The organism is Pseudomonas quasicaspiana, assembly GCF_021147825.1.
Taxonomy (GTDB): domain Bacteria; phylum Pseudomonadota; class Gammaproteobacteria; order Pseudomonadales; family Pseudomonadaceae; genus Aquipseudomonas; species Aquipseudomonas quasicaspiana.
In genome coordinates this window covers 69,131-94,890 of the sequence record NZ_JAGTPI010000009.1, presented here as the reverse complement: position 1 = coordinate 94,890, position 25,760 = coordinate 69,131, and the positions used below count along the sequence as shown (strand labels likewise).

The window sequence follows — 25,760 nt, the reverse complement described above, 5'->3', positions numbered from 1 at the left end:
ATGTTGCTTATTCAGATTTACGGTGATTTACCTTGTATATACGAAGAAATAATCGGGCTTATGAAATGTCAGGAAATATTCCATCAGGGTCTTCCCATCGAAAATAAATAGTGCATACACTGCAATTGAATTCCGAATTCGCGTTTGTAGATCGTCCGCCGAGTGTCTCCAGTGGCAGCGCTATCGCTGGTGCGCTCTGATATCTAACGCCCAAAAACGGTCACTTACATGAAAAAATCTATCTCCGAAACAGCTGCGATCGTTGTTGCTTCTTGCTGTATAAGCGCCTGCAGCAACAGCACTACGACTGCGCCACACGTCAACCAGCCCGCACTCAAGACTGTTTCCAGTCCGCTGCTACATAACGACGGCCAGACCTTCAAAGACCTTGATCACAATGGTCAGCTGGACGCTTATGAAGACTGGCGCCTGGCACCCGAAGTACGTACCAGGGACCTGGTGCAGCGCATGACTGTGGAAGAAAAGATCGGTCTGATGATGCACAGCACGGCTCCCTACGTAGCGACAGGTACCGACGCCGGTTACAACCTTGCAAAGCTGTCACCCCTGATTGCTGACAAGCACATCAACCATTTCATCTCGCGTCTCAGCATCACCCCGGTGGAGATGGTCAACAGCTACAACCAGTTGCAGGGCCTGGCAGAGAAAACCCGCCTTGGAATTCCCATCAGCTTCAGTACCGATCCGCGCAATCACTTCCAGTACACCCTGGGCGCGAGCGTAAGCTCCGGTAGCTTTTCCCAGTGGCCAGAGACACTAGGGCTTGCTGCGACAGGCGACGAAAAACTGGTGCAACGATTCGGCGACATTGCACGTCAGGAATACCGTGCCATGGGCATTCAGATTGCGCTGTCGCCACAGGCAGACCTGGCCACGGAGCCACGCTGGTCACGTATCAACGGCACCTTTGGTGAGGACGTCGACCTGGTCAGCAAGATGACCGCGGCTTACATCGTCGGCTTCCAGCACGGAACCCAGGGGTTGCAATCGGATGGCGTCGCGGCAACCGTCAAGCACTGGGCTGGTTATGGCGCGGCAAACAAAGGCTTTGATGCAATGAACGCCTATGGCCGAGATCTGGCCTACAGCGCTGAGGACTTCAAGACGCAATTGAGCCCGTTCAAGGCGGCATTTGCTGTCAACGCTGCCGAGATTATTCCTACCTACGGCGTGCCGCCTGACGGGGTTGACGTCAATGGCAAGCCTTTGGAGCGTGTCGGGGCAAGTTTCAGCAAGCAAATGCTCACCGAGTTGCTGCGTAACGAATACGGTTTCAAAGGCATCATCCTCACCGATTGGCTGATCACCAACAGCTGCACAGACGAATGCCTGACCGGGAGTAAGCCAGGTGAAGATCCAAACAAGGCATATCCCAAATACGGAATGCCATGGGGCGTTGAGGGGCTGACTGAAAAACAACGTTTCGTCAAGGCGGTGGACGCGGGTGTTGACCAGTTTGGCGGCACATTCAATACCGAGCCTCTCATTGAGGCCGTGAAGGAGGGCGCTCTTACCCTGGCCCGGATAGACGAGTCAGTAACGCGATTGCTACTGCAGAAATTCCAGCTGGGCCTGTTCGAAACGCCTTATGCGGACGCCGCAGAAGCCGAGCGTATTGTCGGCAATCCGCAATTCAAGGAAGAAGGACTAGAGGCACAACGTCGTTCGTTGGTCATGCTGCAGAACAAGCAAAACGTGCTTCCGCTCAAGCCTGGCGCCAAGGTCTATCTGGTCGGAGTTTCGAATACTCAGGCTCAGCAGCACGGCTTGACCGTGGTATCCGCTCCGGAAGACGCCGATGTGGCGCTGGTACGCATGAGCGCGCCGTTCGAGACCCATGCGACCTATGCGTTTGGATCGGGGTTGCACGAAGGCGATCTGGACTTCAAACAGGATAACGCCGAGTACAAAGAGTTGTTGAAGATCAGTGCGAAAGTGCCGGTCATCACGACAGTTTACCTGGACCGACCAGCCATCCTGAGTAACGTCGCAAAAGCCAGCCAGGCGCTCGTTGCAAACTTTGGAGTGAGCGACCAAGCACTGCTTGATGTATTGACCGGCAAGCACTCGCCAGAAGGCAGGCTGCCATTCGAGTTACCGTCGTCAATGGCATCTGTCGAGGCACAGCAATCAGGCAAGGCCGCCGACAGCAAATTACCTTTGTATCCTGTGCATTTCGGTTTGAAGTATTAAGCAGTTGCGCTGTGACAATGTGGGCTGTGTTCGTGTGAGGGAAAACCGGCTGACGGTCTATGGCTTCTGGTGCGAAGCTGTGGGCCATAAGCCGGTTGATTCGCGGATATGGCAATTAATTTATGCTGCGGTTGTCTGTAACCTACAGCATTTAATAGCCAAAAAGGTCGGGGATTGCCAGGATGCCAATTTATCTAGCTGCTGAAAATGAACTCAAAGTCGGCCAGGCTCTGGTGCTGGAAGCTCCCGCAGCAGATGGCTCTTTCGTCGTGGTTTTTGAAGATGACGGTGACACAGGTTATTTCTATGCACTGGATACTTCGGCTGCCGATAACCCGATTCGCGATGCGATGCATATATACAACGTCGCTGATGTTTCTGACCGCGACAAGCCATCGGTTGTCAAAATCGGCTGGTCGATCGATCACAGCAAGGCGGTACTCCTGATTAATGATTATCCCCATGCAGTGTTTGATTTCGCTGCCAGGCAGGGATACTGCAGATCAGGCTTTCCACCGCAGACGGGCAATGGCTGGTCCGAGAGCGGGCATGAATGGGATGAGAGCGTCCTTGATCTGTTTGCTTAAGAAAATCTCACTTAGCCAGGCAATCGGCTCATAGGGCAGGGTGCGGGCTATCTCGCGCCCCACGTTACCCGCGCTTATCTCACGAAAAATCGGCCGAAAGCTCTTGGCCAGGGTTTCGTAATCGGTTCCAGGGGACAGTGGGTTTGCGGCTGTGTATTGATTTCAATAGACCTTTTCGGGAGGCCCGAAATGCATCTGTTGCCTGGCAGACAGTTGCTCAACAGCTTGTCAGCAAACAGTACAGCACGATGTTTTTTGAGTTATACGTAAGTGCTTGATCTGGATTGACTTATGGCAATGGCACGTTTGCTGCTCCGGTGAAGAAAGTCGATCCCGGATGCAATGACGTTCGGGGTTTCCAACCGAGGAGTTCTCCATGAGTCAGCAGCCCATCAAATTTGCCTACTGGGTGCCCAATGTCAGCGGCGGCCTGGTCGTCAGCAAAATCGAACAGCGCACCAACTGGACCATCGATTACAACCGTAAACTGGCGAAAATTGCCGAGCAATCCGGTTTCGAGTACGCCTTGACCCAGATCCGCTTCACTGCAGGTTATGGTGCCGAGTTCCAGCATGAGTCAGTCGCTTTCAGCCATGCGCTGCTGGCTGCCACTGAAAAGCTGAAGGTCATTGCAGCGATCTTGCCAGGGCCGTGGAATCCTGTGCTGGCCGCCAAGCAACTGGCGACCATCGATCAGCTCACGGCCGGTCGGGTGGCAGTTAACATTGTCAGCGGGTGGTTCAAGGGTGAGTTCACGGCTATTGGCGAGCACTGGCTGGAGCACGACGAGCGCTATCGCCGCTCCGAGGAATTCATTCGCGCCCTCAAGGGCATCTGGACCACTGACAACTTCACCTTCAGGGGCGATTTCTATCGCTTTCATGATTACAACCTCAAGCCCAAGCCTATCCAGCAGCCTCATCCGGAAATCTTTCAGGGCGGCAGTTCACGGGCCGCGCGGGACATGGCAGCGCGGGTCTCCGACTGGTATTTCACCAACGGTAATACCGTGGAAGGAATCAGGCCTCAGGTCGATGACATCCGTGCCAAGGCGGCGCAAAACGGGCATTCAGTGAAGGTCGGCGTCAATGCTTTCATCATTGCGCGGGACACCGAAGAAGAGGCGCGCGCGGTATTGGCCGAGATTATCGACAAGGCTGACCCGGAAGCGGTCAATGCGTTTGGTGATGCAGCCAGACAGGCCGGCAAGGCCAGCCCCGAAGGTGAGGGTAACTGGGCCAAATCGACCTTTCAGGACCTGGTGCAATACAACGACGGTTTCAAGACCAACCTGATCGGTACGCCGCAGCAGATAGCCGAGCGCATCGTGGAGCTGAAGTCAGTGGGTGTGGATTTGGTGCTGTCGGCATTCCTGCATTTCCAGGAGGAAGTCGCTTACTTCGGCGAGCGCGTGTTGCCGTTGGTCCGCGAACTGGAAGCTTCCAGGCAGGAACAGGTTGCAAGCGTGCCCGCGTGATGCTGCCGGCTGCCGTGGACTTTGAGATTTACGGCAGCTGTTGGTGGCGCCACAGATGTTCACGTTTTGCGATCTCTATCCAGGTAGCTCCAACGAGTGTTGTCATGATCTGAATGCCGCCCGACAAACTTGTCTCACCAGTTGACGGAGAAATAGCACTGATTATCTGGAGCTTTGATAAAGCTCAAAGGAAACGTGACCGAGCCGCAAGCGCGAAGCTTCTAGCTCAGGCATGCAGTGGCAAGCATCGCCAAGCTGAAAGCAGGAGACGCCGCTAGTAGGCTCTAAATCTGTCCAGCAACGACCCCCAAGGGTAAACACGTGGGTACGCATAATGTATATTATGTTAAATAGGGTATTATGTTAGATATGTCATGAGGTTGTCTGAGTCCACTAACCTCAGCAACCTCGCCACCCGTACCTCAACATTTCTCATCTCTGCTTCCCAAACCTGCGCCGCCCGATCGAGTCCTCATTGCTCGCCCAACTCATCCTCGAAATCACTTCCCGATGGACAGGACTGCTATCGATAAGCTCAGGCTTCTTTTCAGCCCGAGCTCATCCACGACACCTCTTACCCTTGGCTTCAGATGCCGCGTTTATGATCAGGCCACGTGGATTCGTAAGGGCTACTTGTCAAACCTTTACCGCCAATGCGAATCCGGTTTAGGTTGAACCTCTATTGCTTAGAGGACTCCCAAACCTAAATCCAGGAGAAACTTATGACCCAGACAGCATTGGTTGTGGGCGCCAGCGGCATCGTCGGCAGCGCCATCACGCAGTTACTGATTGACAACAACTGGCAGGTCGCCGCGCTATCGAGGAGCCCGTCGCAAGTGCAAGGCGTGATCCCTGTCGCGGCAGATCTTCAGGATCCTGCTTCGCTGGAAAAAGCGCTGGCGGATTTGAAGCCAACCCACGTGTTCATTACCACATGGTCACGGCAAGCCACGGAAGCCGAGAACATTCGCGTTAATGCCGCCATGGTACGTAACGTACTCGCTGCGATTCGCCCGGCCAGGAGCGTTGAGCACGTAGCATTGGTTACCGGGCTGAAACACTACCTCGGCCCATTCGAAGCGTATGGTAAAGGTAGCCTTCCGCAAACACCGTTCCGCGAGGAACAGGGTCGGCTGGATGTCGAAAACTTCTACTATGCCCAGGAAGACGAACTCTTCGCCGCTGCTGAGAAGGACGGCTTCACCTGGAGCGTTCATCGCCCGCACACCGTCACAGGGGTTGCCGTGGGCAACGCGATGAACATGGCAACCACCCTCGCCGTCTATGCGTCGATTTGCAAAAAAACCAATCGCCCTTTTGTGTTTCCCGGATCAAGAGTTCAGTGGGACAGCCTCACCGATATGACGGACGCACGGCAGTTGGCGAAACAACAGCTTTGGGCGGCCACTACACCGGCTGCGGCCAATCAGGCATTCAACATCACTAATGGCGATGTGTTCCGCTGGAAATGGATGTGGAGCAGGATCGCCGAGTACTTCGGTTTGTCTGCTGCCGATTATCCCGCTTCACTTTCTCCCCTTGAGGAGCAAATGGCTGAAGACCAGGCCGTATGGACGCAGATAGTCGCGGAGCATGGCCTGAAAGAATCCGATATTGGTCGCCTGATATCCCCATGGCATACCGATGCAGACCTCGGTCGCCCCATCGAAGTTGTCACTGACATGTCGAAAAGCCGTGCATTGGGCTTCACTGCCCACCAAGCCAGTGATCAAGCGTTTTTCGACGTCTTCGACAAACTACGCGAGATGCGCTTGATACCCTAAGGCGGTCCAACGCATATCCATTGGCGTGGCCGACGCGTACCACTAAAACGCAGACCAACCGCGGCAGCTTTTCCAGGCTGTCGTGGCTCTACTCATACTTTCTCCCAGTCATCATCCGCCTCTAACTAATAGTCTGAGAGACAGGTTCGCCTAGGCGTTGTCTTGTTTCAGGCTTTCGGGGCTGCCGGCGCATAGACCATCCATTACCAGGTTCATCAATCTGGCGAGACGAGGGCGCCAGTCGCTCTGGGCATCCATTTGCCATATTCCGGCGATGGCTAAAAAAAAGTCATCATTAGTAATCCCGCTACGAATTGATCCGGCCTTTTCATTTGCCCTCAAAAGCAGTTCGGCGGCTGTCTGGACCGGAGCATATCCAGACTTCCCGGGAAACTCGTAAACAGACGCAGCTTGTTGAATCGCAGCAGCGAGACCGGCCTTTGTCATTGCATATTCAGCGAGACAGTCCATCCACTCTCGGAGGGCTTCCTTGGGTGGTTTTGCCGCGAGTAGCTCTTCCGCCAAGGATGCCACCTGCTGCATTTCGAATTGATAGACCTCGAATACCAACTTCTCCCTGGTAGGAAAGTGGCGATAGAACGTACCCTGCCCTACCCCTGCCTTCTTCGCAATCGTGCTTAACGGAATAGCAGGATCGATTGTCAGCTCTTCTACCGCGACCGCCAAAATACGTTCCCGGTTTTTCCTGGCGTCAGAACGCATCACCAACTCGTCAGTCATGAACAAGATTTTCCTCAACTGGATTGCCAAGCGGACAGTTGTCCGGTAATTTTGCCAATGCGGACAACTGTCCGCTTAGACGACGTTTCTGGAGTTTACTATGAACAGCACTGGCAACACGATTCTGGTTACTGGCGGCACCTCAGGCATCGGCCTTGGTCTGGCCCTCAGGCTGCACAATGCGGGCAACAAAGTAATCATCGCGGGACGTCGCAAGGCTCTGCTCGACAAAATCACGTCGGAAAATCCGGGTGTTGAATCGGTAGTGCTGGACGTAGCCGATCCGCGATCCATTCAGAGTAGCAGCGAAGCACTAGCGATCAGCCATCCGAACCTGAACGTTCTCATAAACAACGCCGGAATCATGCTTTGGGAGGATTTAACTGATCCGGACAGCCTTGGCACAGCTGAGGAAATCGTGACAACGAACTTACTCGGCACGATTCGTATGGTTTACGCATTTACTCCACATCTGATCAAGCAGCCCGATGCAACGATAGTGAACGTCAGCTCGGCGTTAGCCTTCGTACCGCTGCCAGCTACACCGACCTACAGCGCAACCAAAGCGGCAGTTCACTCGTTCACTCAAAGTCTTCGAGTGCAACTTGAGGATTCGTCGGTTGAAGTGATCGAGCTTGCGCCGCCAGGGGTACGTACCACACTGCTTGGGCAGGAAAACGATGAAAACGCTATGCCCTTGGAGGAGTTTCTGGATGAAATCTTCGAACTGCTCAAGATCTCTCCGACCCCGCATGAACTCGTCGTCGAACGCGCGAAGCCATTACGATTTGCTGAAGCGAGCGGATCACATGGTGACGTATTGAAAATGCTGGCGGGGTACAAACCACCGGCGGAATGAGACGCGACGTTATAATTAGCGCTTCGCGCGCTCAGGTAGCCAGATCGCATCTGCCTACCTGACCTCGCGCCCCCTTCACACCCTCGGTATGCATTCCCTATTTGACTTGATTAGACAAGCCATTCGTCGAAGGCAAGCAACGGCGGTTGACAGTGGAGATTGTCTTGTCGAACATATAGCGCACTATACAATAGCGAGCTATTTAATGACCTCCAATCGGAAACACGTGGTATGCAGCTATCTTTTGCGCTCTATGCAGCGGCTAATCGGATGGTGCGTTTGCACAAACCTTACTTGGAGCCGTTAGGCCTGACCTTCCCGCAGTACCTGGTCATCCTCGAGCTTTTAAATGGCTCCCCGTTAACGGTGGGTGCCCTCGGAACTCGGCTTGCGATGGACGCTGGAACCATAACGCCATTACTGAAAAGGCTTGAGGCTGCCGATCTTGTCAGTAGGACACGAGATCCTGCCGACGAGCGCCGCGTGATGATCGACCTGACGCCAAATAGCCGCATGCTGGAAGCTGACATTCGGGGAATCACTAGCAAGATCAAGTCAGCTTGCCAGCTTGATGAGCAAGGTATCGATGAGCTTCGGCAAACACTCGATGCGCTAGGTCATCCGGCAACCGACTGAATATTTTCACGTCTGTAAAGAGAGGAAATGATGGCTATTTCAACGTCTAGATTCGATGCTGATACAGCAGCAGATGCCACCCTTAGATTTCAAAAAACGGCTCGTACCCGGCGCTCATTCCGTGGGTTTATTGACACTTCTGTGCCCGATCACATCATTCAAGAAGTGCTCAAGGATGCTCAGTGCGCTCCCTCCAACTGCAACACACAGCCTTGGAATGTGCACATCGTTCGTGGCCAGAAACTGAAAGAGCTTTCGCAAGTTCTCCATGCGAAAAATAATGCAGGCGAATTCACCCCAGACTTTTCGTTCGATATGGATGCTTTTTACGGTGTCTATGGAGATCGTAAGAATGCACAAGGCAAAGCCTACTACGAAGCTATGGAGGTGATGCGAGAAGACAAAGACGGGCGCCGGCGTGCGGCAGCCTTGAACTTGTCCTTTTTCAATGCTCCCCAAGCGGCTTTTTTATTCATGCCGGTATTTGGTGACAGTGTTCGAACTGCTGGTGATGTTGGTATGTACGGGCAGACCTTTCTACTGTCTCTTGCTGCACGTGGATTAGGCGGCATCCCGCAAACATCCCTTGGATTCTATGCCGCTACGATCCGGGAAGCGCTGGGAATTTCTGAAGAAATGAAAATGCTTTTTGGGATTTCATTCGGCTACCCGGACGAGAGCGCTCCAGGCAATCGCATGCATATGGATCGTGTGGCGATTACCGACAGCGTCACCTTTCACTGTTGAATAACTCATCTCTAACTGAGTCAGGCGACATGAGTGCAAATCCTGAATTGCAGAGGCTCTTGATGCGCTCAACTCATTCGAGCAATCAGTCTGGAAGTCACTGAATTATTAGCTATAGGTAACGAGGTTATTGAAATGAAAATCGGAATTATCGGCGCTGGTAATATTGGCGCTACCCTCGCCCGTAAGCTCGCTGCATGCGGCCACGAAGTTAAGCTGGCGAATTCAAAGGGCCCGCAAAGCATTCAGAACCTTGCCAACGAAATCGGCGTACGTGCGGTTACTAAGGAACAGGCGGTGTCCGAGGTCGATGTCGTTATCCTCTCGATCCCCTTTGCAAGCTACCCTGATCTCAAACAGACCTTTAGCAATGTTCCGGAGAAAACCGTCGTCATCGACACGTCCAATTATTATCCAGCGCGTGATGGGGCGATCAAGGAGGTCGATGACGGCATGCCGGAAAGCGTTTGGGTCAGCGAGAAAATTGGTCACCCGGTTGTCAAGGCATGGAACGCCGTCCTCGCAGCGACCCTTGCCGACAAAGGCCAACCAGAAGGATCGCCAACGCGTATAGCGCTGCCTGTAGCTGGGGGGAATTTGAACGCGGCGACGGTCGCGCAGGGTCTTGTTGAAGATACAGGCTTTATCGCGCTCGCTGCTGGAGACCTTGAAGACTCATGGCGTCAGCAACCAGGTACACCCGCTTACTGCACCGAGTTGACACTGTCGCAGCTGAAATTGGCGTTGCAAGTGGCGGACAAGGACAGAGCCCCTCAAAACCGAGACGCACTTATGGCAAAGTTTATGGCACCGGGGAGCCAGTTCACCCATGAGCAAATTGTTGCTACCAATCGCGCCATGACGGCCTGATTGGAGGGATGAAGCTCTCTCATTGCCAAACCGACGTGGAGAACTTCAAAACGATCCGAGCGTTTTGATCTCATGCTCGACTAAGCGATCTCGCTCGTTTGCCGACTCGGCGGAGTTCAGGATACATGGCGTTGCCATGGCAAGGTGGACGGCGAGAAGAAAGGCCCTCATTGAGGGTCCCTTTCAAGAGCTGACAAGCCGGTAAGTAAATCGGTGATTCTTAGTGGGTTTCCTATCTTACTGCTAGGTCCCTGTGGCTGAATCTCGGCTACAGCCTCGTTGGCGCTGCTCCCCTTCAAGAAAGCCCAAGGCGATTGCGAGAGTCGCGTTGAGCTCAACAATATGTGCCGATTGGAGAACCACCAAATCCTGAAGTGAGAGAAAAGCTGTAGCAGCGAAGGTATATGCATCGGCTGCGGATGTCTGATTTGTACCTAGCTTAAGCGCATCTACAAATGAAGGGGATTCATTTGGGAGTGAAACTAGCATAGCGCACCTGCCTTGATGAGCTGCTGAAATTCAGGCTCACCCGATAGTAACAGCCCCTACCCTCGTGACTAAGCTTTAATTCAGCGCATAAGTTTTCAAGGCGGCCATGAGATCATTATTGAGCAATCACTACTAGCGATGAGCTGGATGCCGTGCTCAGCAATGGTGATGATGTGCTGAAACCCATCCGGCGCCAAATCGCATATCGCCAGTGCTCCCTTAGAGGAATTGGCGCTGATTCAAGTGTTTTGTAGAACTCTCTGGCTAGACGCGGCTTTTCTGAAAGCAAAGCATTTCAGCATCCTCATGCGGATGCCGACGCAACGAGCGAGTGAATAAATCAGACGACGGGTGCCGTATCAGTGGACGAATAACTTATTTCTACTATCTGGCACGGTGCGACGCTAGGCCTCCTCAAGACCTATACAAGCCGGCCGATACTACTAAAGCCGCTAAGGCTAAGGCTAAGGCTCCCTCCGCAGTTCCAGGCTTGTCATCAGGGGTACTCCATGATAAATCAGAAAATTGACGCTAGCGAAAGCTTTAGCGTCAAAAGACGCCTTATGCTCTCGACATTTGCCATAATTTTCGTGTTTTTTGCATTATCTGTTTTCATGATTAAAGCCCTCAAGACATCAACCGACAATGTCGATGATTTATTTAATAAGGACTTTCTAGCGACAGAAGTAGTAAACAGCATTGATGGTGCGCTGACGCGCGTAGACATCAATATCCTGCGAATGATCGCCATTGGCGACCCAGTGCTGATCCCCCAATGGAAAGCACAGAACGAAAGTGCCTTCGCCAGGATCGAGACCCTGACCGACCAATTAACTGACAAAGGAAACAAGACAACAAGCGGCGACTCATTCGAGAAACTACAGAGCGATTATAGAAAGTTGCGTGACGGCATGCGCCATCAGACAACAGTCATTGAGTCAGGCGACATCCCTGCAGCAGCCAAAATCAATCGCGAAGAAGTTAAACCGTTTGCCGAGCAAGTCTTTGGAGCGCTCCAGCAATTGCGTGAACGAGGCAAGAGCCAAGCAGAGCTTCGGTTTCAGGAGCAGGTAGCCTACTCCAGTCAAATACGCAATATCGCCATCGCCGTAACGCTGCTTATCTCTTTAATGGGCGTGATCCTCACACTGATGACCACGCGAAGTATCCTGCGGTCTATTGGCGGTGAGCCGAGTATAGTTGCTGAGTTTACCCGCACAATCGCTCAAGGCGACCTTAGTAATCACCTCGACGTGGTGGCAGGCGACACAGGCAGCGTTGCCGCAGCCGTCGGCAACATGCAACAGCAACTGCGCCAAACTTTGCAGGAAATCGCGTCATCGGCCAACCAACTTTCGACCGCGGCAGGAAAACTCACAAGCGTCACTCGAGAAGGTGCTAATGGCCTGCAAAAGCAAGCAAATGAGATTGACATGGCGGCGACTGCCGTCAATCAAATGACCAGTGCTGTAGAAGAAGTTGCTCGCAACGCCGAACACACTTCCCGTTCATCCAGCAGCGCTACTGCTGCCGCCGAAGAGGGCTCTGCCCTGGTCAAAAAAACTGTTACGGCTATCGACAATATGGGCACGGATATTGGTAAAACGTCTCAACTGATTGGCGAGTTAGCCGACCAATCCCGTGACATAGGAAAAGTGCTAGACGTCATTCGTGGCCTTGCCGAGCAAACCAACTTGTTAGCGCTTAATGCTGCCATCGAGGCGGCGCGAGCAGGTGAAGCGGGCCGAGGCTTTGCCGTTGTAGCTGATGAAGTCCGCGCGTTGGCCCATCGTACGCAACAATCAACTAGCGAAATCGAACGCTTGGTCACCGGTATTCAGAACGGGACTGACCGGGCCGTAGGCTCTATGCAAGGGAATACGGAGCTGGCCGCAAGTACATTAGTAATTGCAAAAGGCGCGAACGAAGCCCTCAGCAAAATTAACGGAGCTGTAAGCGAAATAAACGGTCTGAATTTAGTTATCGCTAGCGCATCACAGGAACAAGCGCATGTCGCTCGAGAAGTTGATCGGAACCTGGTAAACATCCGCGACCTGTCGTTCCAATCCTCTAAGGGTGCCTCAGAGACGACCAGTGCTAGCCACGAGTTATCACGACTGGCTGAAGATTTAAGTGGGATTGTCGGAAGATTTAGGCTTGTTTGAGATGAATTTGGCGTGGCGAGCTATGTAGCCAGTAAACGGCAGTCATTAAGGGGGCTAGCTGGCCCCCCAACAGCGCTGCTTGGGTTTTAGAGATTTCCATCTCGACTTGAGTACCCGCTCAATCAAAGGGTTAATCGAGAAATTGAAGTACCTCAAGCTTCCGTTGGCATTCTTCAGCATGAATGCGAAAAGGCTTTCCCTCCAAAAGTGCAGTTGATACTGGCAAGCGTGGCTTATCCCCTTAACGCTCTGGCGCCGAGCGAAACTCATCAGCACTTAACCCAAACCGGTTCATCTTGTTGTACAGCCCGCCCCGGGACACGTTCAGCTGTTTGGCCGCCACCCGGATATTGCCGTGGCTCGCCTTGAGTGCGTTGATGATCGCGTTCATTTCGTGCGCTCCGAGGTCCGGCGCAGCTTGGGGTTCAGGCGCACGTCCTGGCACCGAAGGCCGCTGCCTTTGCTTGATTTCGAGCGGCAGATCTATGGCCTGGAGCCGCTCGGTGTCGGCCAGGTTGGTCGCCCGTTCAATAATATTTTCCAGTTCTCGAACATTTCCGGGCCAGTGGTAGGCACACAGAATATCCAGCGCCTCCGGGGAAATACCCTGCACGGACTTACGCAGCGAGCGAGCACAACGATCGAGAAAATGCTGTGCCAGGACCGGTACATCTTCGCGGCGCATTCTCAGCGGTGGAACCGTCAAATTCAGTACATTGAGCCGGTAGAAAAGATCCTCGCGGAAGGCGCCATCCACCACCGCCTGGCTCAGGTTGCGGTGGGTCGCCGCGATGATGCGGACATTCACTTGCCGAGATTGCTTTGCCCCCACCCGTGTCACTTCGCCTTCTTGCAAGACGCGCAAAAGACTGACCTGGGCATCAAAAGACATATCACCGATTTCGTCGAGAAAGATCGTGCCGCCATCAGCCAATTCAAACTTGCCGGCCGATCCGCCACGGGCCGATCCGGTGAACGCGCCTTCGACATGACCAAACAATTCACTCTGCACCAGATCTCGCGGAATGGCTCCGCAATTCACTGCTACGAATGGCCCGTTGCAACGTTCACTGGCGTTATGGATGGCTTGGGCGAACAACTCCTTGCCGGTGCCGCTTTCGCCCAAAATGAGTGTGGTTGAATCACTGCGACTGGCGATCCGACCTAGGTGCAAAGCATCCTGAATCGCGCGGGAGCTGCCCTGAATGGTGTCAAAGGTGTAGCTGGCCTGAGAGCCAATTATCCGCCGGGTAATTTCCCGTATACGGCGGTTCTCGCGCAGCGAAACAATGCGCCCGCCCTGCTCCAGTGAACATACCGAGACCAGGCACGCGAGGTGACTGCGATCATGCAGCTCAAACGTGCAATCCAGATCCCTCAGGCCTTCCCCGCCGCGCAGCAGAATCTCATCGGTCAGTTCGCTCTGGCCCAGACGCTGGAACGGGCTGCCCAACAGGTCGCGACCCACGCGAAACAATTGTCGGGCATAACGATTGAGAGCTTTGATACAGCCGCGCTCATCCAGCACCACCAGCCCTTCATTGAGTACTTCAAGCACGGTTTGCTGCTCTTCCAGCAAAGCCTGCAATGCCATATGCCGCGAAACCGCTTCTGCAGCGGCCTGCACAGTGCCCAGCGTGTGAAAATGAAACCAGCCGGGTTCGGCGGTCAGGGTCAACATGGCCAGCGTCCGGCCTTGGGCATCGCGGATCGGTGCAGCAGCGCAATGCATGCGACGCCGACGCAGGTCGCTGCCGAAGTTTTCCTCGGCTAGCACATACATCAATCGGTCTTCGGCCAGCGCCAGGCCAGTGCAATTGGTGCCTTGTACGGACTCCAGCAAGCGACTGCCAACAGGCGTGAGGTCGAGCCCACAAAAATATAGCGTTGTGCCTTCGGCATCGGTCAGGTTGATATGGCCCCTGGGGTTGTACGCCAGTAAGCCACGCATAACCTCTGCGGCTGCGGCAATCAACACTCGATTGGCTGCCAGGGTTGCCTCCAGATCAGCGGGAGTAACAAAGCGGTACTCCCCGTCTTTAGCATCTAGCCCTGCACTTACGCTACGTTGCCAAGAGTCCCAAATCACCTGTCGCACCCCACCAGGTTGATCGGTGCATCCGCTCAGGCAAGCCAGCCAGGCGTTATCCAGCGCCGCAATCGGCCCTTCGCTCAGCGACGTCGGGCCTAGCGCGGTGAGGTAATCAAGGTCTTGTACGCTGAAAGCTATTGGCTGTGGGTTCATCAGCTGCCCATATGTTCATATTTTTGACATGTCATTATAGACATGTCATCAGAATGAACACTTTTTTGATGATTATTTTATTATTCCTTTATTTATCAATGGTTTGAATATTGGCACAGGCTTTGCTCTTTCCATTGCAGCATTGATAACGCTTCTACTGAACAACAATAAAAAGGAGTCATTTCATGAGTGCATCCAAGACCCTCCGCCTAGGCCTCATCGGCGCTGGCCGTATGGGCAGCTTCCACGGCAAGACTGCCGCTCTGCATATCCCTGGTGCCTGCCTCGCGGCCATTGCCGACCCGACATCTGGCCAGGCGGCTCGCCTCGCCGCTGAGCTGGGCGTAGAGCAGGTGTACACCGACCCACAGCAATTGCTCGACGACCCGGATATCGACGGCGTGCTGATCGCTGCCCCGGCCCGCAGCCATGCCGAGTTAGTGATCAGCGCGGCCCGGGCAGGCAAAGGTGTGTTTTGTGAAAAACCGATGGCTATCACCCTGGACGAAGCCGACCGCGCCATAGCGGCTGCGGCCGATGCGCAGGTGACGCTGCAAGTCGGCTTCAACCGTCGCTTTGCGAAAAGCTTCCGTACTGCCCATATGGACGTGGTCGCCGGGCGGATAGGCACGCCGCAGCTGTTGCGTTCGCTGACGCGCGATCCGGCCTTGAACAATCCCGCCGCCTCGCCGCAGTGGGTGATCTTCCTCGAAACCCTGATCCATGACTTCGATACCCTGCGCTACCTCAACCCTGGTGCAGAAGCCATCGAAGTGTTCGTGATGGCCGATGCCTTGATTGCACCGGACTACAAGAACAAGGGGTTTCTCGACACCGCGGTGGTCACGATCCGATTCGACAACGGGGCTATCGCTACGGCCGAAGCGAATTTCCAGGCAGTCTATGGCTACGATGTCCGAGGCGAAGTGTTCGGCAGCGCGGGCATGCTGACCATGGGCGGCGTCAATGACTCAGACTTGGTTCGCTATCTGGCCAACGGCATCCAGGGCGACACCCAGCGCCTGGACACTGACCTGCTGCGTGATGCTTATGTGGCCGAACTCAACCACTTTGCAGACTGCCTGCGTACCGGCGCAAAACCACTCGCCAGCGGTGAAAATGCCCGGGCAGCACTGGCAATTGCCCGCGCGTGCATCGAGTCGTTCCAACAAGGTAAAGCGGTGCGCGTCGAGGGAGCGCGGTCATGAGCTTCACGCCGTTCAAACTGGCCGTCAGTGCCGAAATGGTCTTTCTCGACTTGCCATTCACTGAGCGCGTCAAACGCATCCATGCGCTGGGTTTCAGCGCTGAAATCTGGAGCTGGACGAGCAAGGACATTGCCGCACTCGCCGCCACCGGCGCGGACTTCACCTCAATGACCGGCTACATCTCGGGCAACTTGACCGACCCCGAAGACAGCAGGCAATTGCTCGACAGCGCCAGGGAATCCTTGGTTGTTGCCGCGCAACTCAACTGCCCGAGCCTCAACCTGCATGGCACCGGCCTGGGCGACCAGGGCTTGCCGGTCAAACCCGTGGCCCAGGTTACCGGCCGCATGTGGTTGAGCGCCTGCAAGACACTGGAAAAAATCGCTCGTCTGGGCGAGGACGCCGGTCGCGTGTTCCTGCTGGAAAACCTCAATACTGAGGTGGACCATCCAGGCACGCCATTCGCTCGCGCCGACGATACCCTGGCGCTGATCGAGGCCGTGGACAGCCCTTATCTGAAGATGAATCTGGACCTTTACCATGCGCAGATTGGCGAAGGAAACCTGATCGAGTTGATCCAGCGTGCGGGCAGTGCCATCGGCGAAATCCAGGTCGCTGACGTTCCCGGGCGCATGGAACCGGGCACCGGTGAAATCCATTATCCGGCCATTGCCAAAGCATTGTTTGGCATGGGGTACAGCGGTGTCGTCGGGCTCGAAGGCTGGGCCAGCGGCGACAGCGAAGCAGCACTCGAACGCTTTCGGCAAGCCTTCTCGCTGGATTGAGGGCCAATAGCGCGCCCGGGACTTGATCCAAAATGCGCCGGCCGTCCTCAGGTTTGATCTTGATGAGTTTCATCTCATAACAATAAAAGGAAAACTATCATGCGTCGCCGCACATTGCTTTTCGCCACTCTGCTGCTTCTCTTAAGCCAATGGGCCACCGCCAGCTATCGCATCGGCGTGAGCATCGCAAGGGTCGACGATAACTTCATGACTTACGTGCGCAGCGGCCTGGAGGACGCTGCAAAAAAAGAAAACGTACAGGTCCAGTTCGAGGACGCCCAAGGCGACGTGGTGCGCCAGCTCAACCAGGTTCAGGGCTTTATCAACCAAAAAGTCGACGCAATTATCGTCCTGCCCGTGGACACCGCCGCCACCGCCAACCTGACCCGCGCTGCCGTTGAGGCAAAGACGCCGCTGGTCTACGTCAACCGCCATCCGGACGAGCGCGTCCTGCCTAAAGGCGTGGTCACCGTGGCGTCCAATGACATTGAGGCTGGGCAGCTGCAAATGCGCTACCTGGCGGAAAAACTAGGTGGCAAAGGCACCCTCGCCATCATCATGGGTGACCTTGCGCAAAACGCTACGCATGACCGCACCGAAGGCGTCAAGCAGGTGCTCAAAGACTACCCCGGCATCAAGATAGTCGAACAACAAAGCGCCGAATGGCAACGTAACAAAGGCATGGACCTGACCAGCAACTGGTTACTGGCAGGCACCAAATTTGACGCCATTGTCGCCAACAACGACGAAATGGCTATCGGTGCCGCCATGGCCCTGCAGCAGGCTGGCAAAACCAAGGGCGAAATTGCGATTGTCGGCATCGATGGTCTGCCCGACGGCCTGGCCGCGATCAAACGCGGAATGCTGGTCGCCTCAGTCTTTCAGGATCCCAAAGCCCAAGCCAACGCCGCAGTACAGGCGTCCATTAAAATGATCAAAGGTGAGCCAGTCGAGACGGATGTCTGGGTGCCCTTTCAGTTGATTACGCCCGAACAAGTGGCCGTGTTTGAGCAACACTATAAGTAGTCGCAAACGCTAACCACTGGCGCCGCGTTCTCTTAGCCTGAGATCAGCGGCGTCTTTCGTTGAGACAGGCATGCTGGACACTGACGCATCAATGCGTATGAACACGCCGTGAATACACATCGTTTCTCGCGGCACTTCTACGCGATGCGGGGTAGATCCTGCTACTTCATATGGAGGTCGAGCGCTGCCCCCTCAGCATTTCAAGAAACTTACTCAGGATGGGCGAAGTATTGTGCTCCAGGTAGGCTACGGCGATACCCGTCGATAGTTGTTTGAACTCGGCCTTCAACGTCCGAAAAACGACACCATTGCGTTTGACGTTTCGTAACGACATCGGGATAAGTGCAAAGCCTTTCCCCTCTGCAACCAGCCCTAACAGAATGTGATGATCCGGCGGTTCGGGGATGATATTGGGTTTGAAATTATTGTGGTCAAAAAAAGTCTGGCAGTGGTCGTAAAACCCTGGATTAAGTCGGCGCTCGAACCAAAACATCGTCTCGCCGCATAGATCGTTAAACCCAAGCTGGCGCTTTTTGACCAGCCGATGATCAGCGGGTAAGACAACAACCAGAGGCTCTTCATGGACGATTTCTACCATCAGTCCCTGAGTTTCAGTGTGCAATTCGATGAACGCAGCATCTACCCCGCCATTCTTGATGTCTCGAACGAGGCTTATCGAGTGTTTCCCTCTGGTAACGAGCCGCCAGTTCGGGAAGCGAAGGCGAAAATCTTCGGACATATCGGGAATCGAGCTGCGGTCGAAGACGGTTGTATAGCCAATGACAAACTGTCCGCCGTCGACGCTTCTTGTCGCTCTTGCTACTGCAACTGCTTTGTCCGCCTGAGCCAGTGTAAGTCTCACTTCCGGTAAAAAAGCTGCTCCTGCTTCCGTCAAGCTTACCCCTGCGTTGTTCCTGTGAAACAAATCTACACCCAGTTGATTTTCTAACTGCCGGATTTGCCTGCTCAAAGGTGGCTGCGAGATGTGCAAGCGCGCCGCCGCACGCCCGAAGTTCAGCTCTTCGCTGACGGCCAGAAAATAGCGAAGCTGCCGCAGGTCGATTGGGTTAGTCATACCGAAAAGGTATCACGGAAACAGTATTGGATGCGTTGCCGGTTGAGACATAGGGTTGACCTCTGCCCTGCATCAACACTCCAAAAGGTAATCGGACATGGACAACCAACGTTATTTGCGCGGCTGGGCAAAGCTCAAGGAAATCGACGGCGAAGCTGGCGAGCAGGTCATCTCGAGTTTGAGTGATATTGCGCCAGACTTTGCAACGCTGCTCATTGAGTTTCCCTTCGGCGATATCTATTCAAGGCCTGGCCTGGATCTTAAAACAAGAGAACTCGCAGTCGTGGCGGCGCTCACCGCGTTGGGCAACGCTGCGCCCCAACTGAAAGTGCATATCCATGGCGCATTAAACGTCGGAGCATCACGGGAGGAAATTGTCGAAGTCCTGATGCAAATGGCTGTTTATGCGGGTTTCCCGGCAGCACTCAATGGCTTGTTCGCAGCAAAGGAGGTTTTTGCCAACCGAGCCGAGTCGGGTGGCTGCGTCAAAGAGCAAAGCGCGTTATGAACGCTATTCTTCGCGTACTTCTTGCTGGAGGGGTCGTCGCCCTTGTTGCGATGCCATTGACCACCGTAGTGGCGTCGGCTGCACCTGTGACACAACTCGCAGCCAAACCGGCCAAGTTGTGGGATGGCTTCAGCTCTCCGGTGGGCATGGCATTCGACTCAGCGGGTAATCTTTATGTTGCTGAATGGGGAGCCGGGCGTGTTTCCAGGATCAACCCGAGCGGTATGCGCTCGACGTTTGCAGAAGGTCTTTCCGGGCCCTCTGGATTGGCAATAGGTGCGGACGGCACGGTTTATGTGGCCTCCTATTATCGTGACGAAATCTATCGTTTCACGCCCCAAGGCGCTCGGAGCGTATATGTGTCTGGCTTGGCAACGCCTGCGGGAATCGGCTTTGATCGCGCAGGACGTTTGATGATTGCCAATCGGAGTACCAACCAAATTCTCGTCGTCAACGAAACCGGGCAATTGGAGAGCGTCATTGACGACCTGCAAACGCCCGTCGGAGTTGTCCAGACCCAGGATGGCGGTTATGTCGTTTCAAATATTGGCGGCGCAATAACGATAATTCATCCGGACGGCGAACGTGTGGAAGCCGGGAAGGAATTCGGAACGCCAGGCCCTGGAGTTGCAATCACCGCTAAGGGTCGCGTATTTGCAGTTGATTACGGCGGCACGACTGTCCGTGAAATCCTCGCAAATGGAGAGTCCCGTAGTGTCGCCGATGGCTTTAAAATTCCGGTCGGCTTGACTGTTGCTCCTGACGGTAAATCTTTGCTCACTGCCGCGTGGGGTGATGGGGCTATTTATCGGATTTTGATTGCTGACTAGTCGATTTTTCCAAGATGTTCCCTTGCATACTTAACCTCTCTCAAGGGTGGGGCTCCGAAGCGCCGGGTATATTCCCGGCTGAACTGGGCGACGCTTTCATAGCCCACCCGAAACGCAGCAGTGTTCACATCTACGCTGTGGGTCAACATCATGCTGCGCGCAGCCTGCAGCCTTAACGATTTTTGATACTGCACAGGACTTGTTCCTGTCAGCTTGCGAAAATTGTGATGCAGAGTAGAGCTGGCCATACCTGATCGTTCAGCGAACTCGGCCACGTGCAGAGGTTTGTCATAGTGAAGTTTCAACCACTCAATGGCTCTCACGACCCCCTTGTCACGGTATCCATCGCGAGTGACGCTGCGCAACCACTGCCCTGCACTACTGAGTAGCAGCCGAAGGCATATTTCCCGCTTGATGAGGTCCGACATCAACTCCGCTTCAAGCGGCTTCTCAATCAGCGCTGACAGTCGAAGGAATGCATCGAGCATTTCACTTGATGCCGGCCCGGATGCGAAACCTCGCGCTTCTGATCTCACCTCCTGCTTCATTGGTGGCTGGGCCTGGATGACTTCGTTGAGCATGGCAAGATCGAGCTTCAACACTAAAGATAAATAGGGTGTTTGCTCACTTGCAGCGGTGACCAGAGCCAGCGTAGGAACATCGACCGAGGTGACGAAAAACGTCCCTGGCGAAAACTCACATGCCTGCTCGCCGAAGGTGATTTCTTTCGCGCCCTGCAAAATAATGGCGACACAAGGCTCATAAATGCAGTACGTGGGCGTACCCAGTTCGGCCATACGATAAAAGGTCAGGCCTGGAATCGATGTTTTGCAGACCTCGTTCAAACCAATATGCCAAACAACTTTGTCGATAAGTCGTCCGAGGGGCTGGAGTCGTTCATCTGGCCCTCCGGATTCAGGCGAGGTCGCAGGATGCACAAGTTCGAAACGGACCTTTGAGAAGTAACCATTCGGCATCACATACGCCCCTGATAACGGAATGTACGAGTCTGCTGAGGGTACGAACTCAGCACAAGTGTATAGGCAGGATTATGCAAAAAATAGGGCGCATTAGGGGCACCGGGCCAATCCTCTTTGTTCTAACTTCTATCGTGAATACCGGCGTTGATGAGCCGCTGAAATCTCAGTCGCGAAAGGACAGTTTGATGGACAGACGAAATTTTCTTAACTATTCAATGAGAGCCCGGTGGCGTGATGCGCACGCAAGGACGGTTGGTGCGCGCAGACCTGCCCCTTAACGTGGGGTCGCATAAAATGAGATACATGACGCCTCAACGCTTTGGCATGGGCGACACGCAGATTGGCACTATCTTTGTACGACACCTCCCTGTTCTAGGGGTTTGGTCTTCCTGAGCAAGGCTCAGTTCTTACCCCGAGTGAGGTGAAGCTATAGTCGCCACCCTCATTATTTCATGCCTCATCGCAAACTTACCCGTGGATTAAAACAGCCATTCAGAGGCCCGTCTTTTACTGGCATCTAATGGAGCATTAAGGGGAGCCCTGTTGCGACGACGATTCATGGTCACAGCATTGGTTAAATATCAAAATAGGTTTCTTAAGAAAAATAACCAGGCACGTCCCCAAAAAGACCGCTGGCCAGAGGCCGCAATAAATGAAGTCATCAACATCGCTCATGATTATCGGCGGTTTACTAGCGCTCTTTATCTGCAATCACTCGATTGCAGATACACGCTCGTTAAGCATCTCATTACCCGATCCACTCCCACAGTTAAAGGTTCTGACACTGCTTTTAAGCATACACCTGCTCGGCATGTGCCTGGGTCTTGGTGGCGCGACGATGCTGGACTTCTGGATTATCCGGTGGATGCGTAAGGGTTGCCTGCCGATTGAGGCAGGACGCCTGTTTGAATTCATCAGCCATGCGGTCACCATCGGGCTCTGCCTCTTGTGGTTCTCAGGCCTTGGCTTGCTTGCGTTATACGCTGAGGAATCGCCGGGGAAACTTGATAACCCTAAACTTTGGGCGAAGGTAGTGGTGGTAATAGTTCTAACTATCAATGGTTTAATGATCCACTCGTTTGTGTTGCCAGAAGCATTGCGCGATATGAGCCGGCCTTTGTTACATGGCGCCTCCCTTAAAAGGGCTATTTTATTTCTCGTATCAGGTGCAGTCTCGGGTGTTTCCTGGTACACCGCTTTCGCCTTCGGTGTCTTTCGCGAACTCAACAACAAGGTCACATTCAACTTTTTGATCATCATGTGGGTAACGCTGACTGTGGCCGCTTCCCTCACAATCGTTCTGCTTTGGCTGAACAGGACAGCCGCCGTTAGCAAACCCTCCTCACTCAGCCCTCCGACGTGATGCTGGTAGTTTCTAGAAGCACGGTCAACCTGAGCCAGGCGTCTTCTCCCCTTTACCCAACCACCTCCCGCCTCCGATCCTCCCTCGGGCATTTCGAAAACCTTGCTCGATAACTGCGCGTGAAATACGACGGTGATTCAAACCCGCAGGCGATGCTCACTTCCAGCACACTCAGACCACTTTGACGCAGCAGTTGCCGAGCCTTCTCCAGGCGCAGGCCCAGATAGAAGTTGCTCGGCGTGTCGTTCAGATGCAGACGAAACAGGCGCTCCAGCTGGCGTCGGGTGACTTTGATCGCATCGGCCAACGCCAACGTGCTCAGGGGCGGTTCGGTGTACTGCTCCATCTCGCCGATCACGTGAACCAGTTTCTTGTTGGTGATGCCGTAGCGCGTGGCGATCTGCATCCTTTGGTGGTCTTTGCGCGGCCGGATGCGGCCAAGGACGAATTGTTCGGACACCTGAATCGCCAGCTCGGGACCGTGGGCCTGAGCGATCAGGTCAAGCATCAGGTCGATGGACGCGGTGCCCCCAGCGCAGGTGATGCGGCGACGGTCGATCTCGAACAGCTCTTGGGTCACGGTGAGCCGTGGATAGGATTCTTTAAACGCGTCGATGGCCTCCCAGTGCAGGGTCAGTCGATAGCCTTCGAGCAAGCCGATTTTGGCGAGCACGCAGGCACCTGTGTCGATGGCACCGAGGGTCACGCCTTCATGGTCGAGCCGACGCAGCCACTGCTCCAGGGCCGGGGTGACGAACTGCAGCGGTTCAAAGCCGGCCACCACCAGCAAGGTTGTGTCTTTTTCCAGCGGCACCAGCGCCGCGTCAGCGTTCACCGACATGCCATTGCTCGCCAGTACCGCCCCGCCGTCGGCGCTCAAGACGTGCCAGCGATATAGCTCGCCACCAAAGCGGTTGGCCACCCGCAGCGGCTCCAGAGCGGAGATAAAGCCGATGGCCGAAAAGCCCGGCATCAACAAAAAATAGAAATCCTGGGCCATGTGGCGCTCTCGTCGGACCGGCATCGTGACGCTGTGATACTTCCGGTTATGGGCGGATTCAAGGGGTGGCAGGTCGCCGTAGTGCAAAAGCCGGTCGCCGCCGTGCGCTTCGTCGCCTGTCAGGCCGCGTAACTTGATCTCACGGCGCACGAAGACGCCGAAATCCATAATAACAATCTGCCCAGGGCCCCACCATGAACCGACTGTTCAGCCGTAACGTACTTGCACTCAGCGTCACCGCTATTTTGAGCTCCAACGTGATGGCAGCGGATGCCGCATCCTGTCAGAACGTGCGCATGGGCGTGGTGAACTGGACCGATGTCATCGCCACCAGCGCCATGACCCAAGTGTTGCTCGACGGCCTCGGCTACAAGACCAAACAGACCAGCGCTTCCCAGCAGATCATCTTCGCAGGCATCCGCGACCAGCGCCTGGACCTGTTCCTGGGCTACTGGAATCCGCTGATGACCCAGACCATCACCCCGTTCGTTGAGGCGAAGACAGTCAAGGTCCTCGACAAACCAAGTCTGGAAGACGCCCGCGCCACCCTCGCCGTCCCTGACTATCTTGCAGAAAAGGGCCTGAAGACCTTTGCCGATATTGCCAGATTCGAGAAGGAGCTGGGCGGCAAGATTTACGGCATCGAGCCGGGTTCAGGCGCCAATACGCAGATCAAGGCGATGATCGCCAAAAACCAGTTCGGCCTGGGCAAGTTCCAGCTGGTGGAATCCAGCGAAGCCGGCATGCTCGCCGCCGTAGACCGCGCCGTGCGTCGTAAGGAAGCCGTGGTATTTTTCGGCTGGGCGCCGCACCCGATGAACGTCAATTTGAAAATGACGTACCTGAACGGCAGTGACGGCGCTCTGGGACCCAACGAGGGCATGGCCACCGTGTGGACCGTCACTTCGCCGACTTATGCCGAACAGTGCCCCAACGTGCACAAATTGCTGACCAACCTGACGTTCACTTCCGCGGACGAGAGCCGGATGATGCAGCCGATACTGGATCACAAGGACGCACTCGAGTCCGCCAGGCAGTGGCTCAAGGATAATCCGAAAGATCTGGCGCGCTGGCTGGAAGGCGTCACCACCTTCGACGGTAAACCGGCAGCGGCGAACCTTCAATTGAGCAGTAAATAACCTGATTTGAACCCCCGTTTCGCGGTCATCCCTGACCGCGAACGGCATCTCCACGTCTGTAAGGAGCCAACCCCATGAACCACGACGTCATCATCACCTGCGCACTCACCGGTGCTGGCGACACGACCGCCAGAAGCCCTCACGTACCGGTCACGCCCAAACAAATCGCTGCAGCCGCAGTCGAGGCCGCCAAAGCAGGTGCGACGGTGGTGCACTGCCATGTGCGCGACCCGCATACCGGCAAATTCAGCCGCGACGTGGCCTTGTACCGCGAAGTGATGGAGCGTATCCGGGAGGCCGATATCGACATTATCGTCAACCTCACCGCTGGTATGGGTGGCGATCTGGAGATTGGCAGCGGCGAGCACCCGATGGAGTTCGGTCCCAACACCGATCTTGTCGGCCCGCTGACGCGTCTGGCCCACGTCGAAGAACTGCTGCCGGAAATCTGCACCCTCGACTGCGGCACCCTGAACTTTGGTGATGGCGACACTATTTATGTGTCCACTCCGTCGCAATTGCGTGCCGGTGCCAAGCGTATCCAGGCACTGGGCGTGAAGGCTGAGCTGGAAATTTTCGACACCGGCCACCTGTGGTTCGCCAAGCAGATGATCAAGGAAGGGCTGCTCGATAACCCGCTGTTCCAGCTGTGCCTGGGTATTCCATGGGGCGCACCGGCCGACACCACCACCATGAAAGCCATGGTCGATAACCTTCCCGCCGAGGCGGTGTGGGCCGGTTTTGGCATCGGCCGCATGCAGATGCCGATGGCCGCGCAAGCGGTATTGCTGGGCGGCAACGTGCGGGTCGGCCTGGAGGACAACCTGTGGCTGGACAAGGGCGTGCTTGCCACCAATGGCCAACTGGTGGAACGCGCCGGTGAAATCCTCAGCCGCCTTGGCGCTCGGGTCATGACCCCGGCGGAAGGCCGCATCAGGATGGGCCTTACCAAGCGCGGCTGACGCCTGCCGCGACCTGACTCGCTGCGCAGAAAACACAGGATCTGTAGGAGCTCACGAGCACCGCGAGGCA

At 54.9% G+C, this 25,760-nt stretch carries 22 protein-coding genes and 3 pseudogenes; 18 read left to right on the top strand and 7 right to left on the bottom strand.

Annotated features, from left to right (window positions below; translation table 11 throughout):
- Positions 1-228: 228 nt before the first annotated feature.
- On the top strand, positions 229-2,214 hold the full coding sequence (locus tag KDX30_RS08660) for a glycoside hydrolase family 3 protein (RefSeq protein ID WP_231675537.1): 1,986 nt from the start codon (positions 229-231) through the stop codon (positions 2,212-2,214).
- A gap of 182 nt (positions 2,215-2,396) precedes the next feature.
- Positions 2,397-2,801: a DUF2251 domain-containing protein gene (locus tag KDX30_RS08655; RefSeq protein ID WP_231675536.1), complete on the top strand. Its 405-nt coding sequence runs from the start codon at positions 2,397-2,399 to the stop codon at positions 2,799-2,801.
- A gap of 6 nt (positions 2,802-2,807) precedes the next feature.
- On the opposite strand, the pseudogene KDX30_RS08650 reads toward KDX30_RS08655, so the two are convergent.
- A pseudogene (locus tag KDX30_RS08650) lies at positions 2,808-2,939 on the bottom strand (monooxygenase); the annotation flags it as partial.
- 238 nt (positions 2,940-3,177) lie between these two features.
- On the opposite strand from KDX30_RS08650, the gene sfnG reads away from it, so the two are divergent.
- A complete protein-coding gene (gene sfnG / locus KDX30_RS08645; RefSeq protein WP_231675535.1) occupies positions 3,178-4,278 on the top strand; it encodes a dimethylsulfone monooxygenase SfnG in 1,101 nt (366 codons plus the stop codon).
- 722 nt (positions 4,279-5,000) lie between these two features.
- On the top strand, positions 5,001-6,062 hold the full coding sequence (locus tag KDX30_RS08640; RefSeq protein WP_231675534.1) for an SDR family oxidoreductase: 1,062 nt from the start codon (positions 5,001-5,003) through the stop codon (positions 6,060-6,062).
- A gap of 150 nt (positions 6,063-6,212) precedes the next feature.
- On the opposite strand, the gene KDX30_RS08635 is transcribed toward KDX30_RS08640, so the two are convergent.
- A complete protein-coding gene (locus KDX30_RS08635; protein WP_231675533.1) occupies positions 6,213-6,803 on the bottom strand; it encodes a TetR/AcrR family transcriptional regulator in 591 nt (196 codons plus the stop codon).
- A gap of 100 nt (positions 6,804-6,903) precedes the next feature.
- On the opposite strand from KDX30_RS08635, the gene KDX30_RS08630 reads away from it, so the two are divergent.
- The 6 genes and pseudogenes from KDX30_RS08630 (at position 6,904) to KDX30_RS29695 (ending at position 12,569) form a co-directional block, all read left to right on the top strand.
- Positions 6,904-7,662, top strand: a complete 759-nt coding sequence (locus tag KDX30_RS08630; RefSeq protein ID WP_231675532.1) for an SDR family oxidoreductase — start codon at positions 6,904-6,906, stop codon at positions 7,660-7,662.
- 231 nt (positions 7,663-7,893) lie between these two features.
- Positions 7,894-8,298, top strand: a complete 405-nt coding sequence (locus KDX30_RS08625) for a MarR family winged helix-turn-helix transcriptional regulator (protein WP_231675531.1) — start codon at positions 7,894-7,896, stop codon at positions 8,296-8,298.
- A 27-nt stretch (positions 8,299-8,325) separates the two neighbouring features.
- Positions 8,326-9,045, top strand: coding sequence for a nitroreductase (locus KDX30_RS08620; RefSeq protein ID WP_231675530.1), 720 nt, complete (start codon positions 8,326-8,328; stop codon positions 9,043-9,045).
- A 114-nt stretch (positions 9,046-9,159) separates the two neighbouring features.
- The gene (locus KDX30_RS08615; protein WP_319946081.1) at positions 9,160-9,915 is read left to right on the top strand and encodes an NADPH-dependent F420 reductase; all 756 of its coding nucleotides are present in this window, start codon (positions 9,160-9,162) and stop codon (positions 9,913-9,915) included.
- 998 nt (positions 9,916-10,913) lie between these two features.
- A pseudogene (locus KDX30_RS29700) lies at positions 10,914-11,444 on the top strand (MCP four helix bundle domain-containing protein); the annotation flags it as partial.
- 90 nt (positions 11,445-11,534) lie between these two features.
- The gene (locus tag KDX30_RS29695) at positions 11,535-12,569 is read left to right on the top strand and encodes a methyl-accepting chemotaxis protein (protein WP_406643799.1); all 1,035 of its coding nucleotides are present in this window, start codon (positions 11,535-11,537) and stop codon (positions 12,567-12,569) included.
- Positions 12,570-12,666: 97 nt separating this feature from the next.
- Here the strand turns inward: KDX30_RS29695 and KDX30_RS29690 are convergent.
- A pseudogene (locus tag KDX30_RS29690) lies at positions 12,667-12,773 on the bottom strand (KUP/HAK/KT family potassium transporter); the annotation flags it as partial.
- Between the two features lie 37 nt (positions 12,774-12,810).
- Positions 12,811-14,814, bottom strand: coding sequence for a sigma-54 interaction domain-containing protein (locus KDX30_RS08605; RefSeq protein ID WP_231675528.1), 2,004 nt, complete (start codon positions 14,812-14,814; stop codon positions 12,811-12,813).
- Positions 14,815-14,999: 185 nt separating this feature from the next.
- On the opposite strand from KDX30_RS08605, the gene KDX30_RS08600 reads away from it, so the two are divergent.
- The 3 genes from KDX30_RS08600 to KDX30_RS08590 all read left to right on the top strand — a co-directional run bounded on the left by KDX30_RS08600 (position 15,000) and on the right by KDX30_RS08590 (position 17,833).
- On the top strand, positions 15,000-16,022 hold the full coding sequence (locus tag KDX30_RS08600) for a Gfo/Idh/MocA family oxidoreductase (RefSeq protein ID WP_231675527.1): 1,023 nt from the start codon (positions 15,000-15,002) through the stop codon (positions 16,020-16,022).
- Positions 16,019-16,807, top strand: a complete 789-nt coding sequence (locus KDX30_RS08595; protein ID WP_231675526.1) for a TIM barrel protein — start codon at positions 16,019-16,021, stop codon at positions 16,805-16,807. Before KDX30_RS08600 ends, KDX30_RS08595 begins: the two co-directional genes overlap by 4 nt.
- A 99-nt stretch (positions 16,808-16,906) precedes the next feature.
- Positions 16,907-17,833 carry a sugar ABC transporter substrate-binding protein gene (locus KDX30_RS08590; protein ID WP_231675525.1) on the top strand — a complete coding sequence of 309 codons (927 nt, stop codon included), beginning with the start codon at positions 16,907-16,909 and terminating at the stop codon, positions 17,831-17,833.
- Between the two features lie 166 nt (positions 17,834-17,999).
- Here KDX30_RS08590 and KDX30_RS08585 read toward each other — a convergent pair whose 3' ends face one another.
- Positions 18,000-18,908 carry a LysR family transcriptional regulator gene (locus KDX30_RS08585; RefSeq protein WP_231675524.1) on the bottom strand — a complete coding sequence of 303 codons (909 nt, stop codon included), beginning with the start codon at positions 18,906-18,908 and terminating at the stop codon, positions 18,000-18,002.
- 97 nt (positions 18,909-19,005) lie between these two features.
- Between KDX30_RS08585 and KDX30_RS08580 the strand changes: the two genes are divergently transcribed.
- Together KDX30_RS08580 and KDX30_RS08575 are read left to right on the top strand one after the other, a co-directional pair.
- Positions 19,006-19,416 (top strand): carboxymuconolactone decarboxylase family protein, encoded by a 411-nt coding sequence (locus KDX30_RS08580; protein WP_231675523.1) that lies wholly within the window; start codon positions 19,006-19,008, stop codon positions 19,414-19,416.
- On the top strand, positions 19,413-20,246 hold the full coding sequence (locus KDX30_RS08575; RefSeq protein ID WP_231675522.1) for an NHL repeat-containing protein: 834 nt from the start codon (positions 19,413-19,415) through the stop codon (positions 20,244-20,246). The genes KDX30_RS08580 and KDX30_RS08575 overlap by 4 nt, the downstream gene beginning before the upstream one ends.
- Here the strand turns inward: KDX30_RS08575 and KDX30_RS08570 are convergent.
- Positions 20,243-21,223, bottom strand: coding sequence for an AraC family transcriptional regulator (locus KDX30_RS08570; RefSeq protein ID WP_231675521.1), 981 nt, complete (start codon positions 21,221-21,223; stop codon positions 20,243-20,245). The two genes, KDX30_RS08575 and KDX30_RS08570, sit on opposite strands and share 4 nt — an antisense overlap.
- Positions 21,224-21,878: 655 nt before the next feature.
- On the opposite strand from KDX30_RS08570, the gene KDX30_RS08565 reads away from it, so the two are divergent.
- Positions 21,879-22,589: a hypothetical protein gene (locus KDX30_RS08565; RefSeq protein ID WP_231675520.1), complete on the top strand. Its 711-nt coding sequence runs from the start codon at positions 21,879-21,881 to the stop codon at positions 22,587-22,589.
- Positions 22,590-22,641: 52 nt separating this feature from the next.
- Here KDX30_RS08565 and KDX30_RS08560 read toward each other — a convergent pair whose 3' ends face one another.
- Positions 22,642-23,589 (bottom strand): GlxA family transcriptional regulator, encoded by a 948-nt coding sequence (locus KDX30_RS08560; RefSeq protein ID WP_231675562.1) that lies wholly within the window; start codon positions 23,587-23,589, stop codon positions 22,642-22,644.
- Between the two features lie 194 nt (positions 23,590-23,783).
- On the opposite strand from KDX30_RS08560, the gene KDX30_RS08555 reads away from it, so the two are divergent.
- Both KDX30_RS08555 and KDX30_RS08550 read left to right on the top strand, forming a co-directional pair.
- Positions 23,784-24,728 carry a choline ABC transporter substrate-binding protein gene (locus tag KDX30_RS08555; protein ID WP_231675519.1) on the top strand — a complete coding sequence of 315 codons (945 nt, stop codon included), beginning with the start codon at positions 23,784-23,786 and terminating at the stop codon, positions 24,726-24,728.
- A gap of 74 nt (positions 24,729-24,802) precedes the next feature.
- Positions 24,803-25,690 (top strand): BKACE family enzyme, encoded by an 888-nt coding sequence (locus KDX30_RS08550; RefSeq protein ID WP_231675518.1) that lies wholly within the window; start codon positions 24,803-24,805, stop codon positions 25,688-25,690.
- Positions 25,691-25,760: the final 70 nt, after the last annotated feature.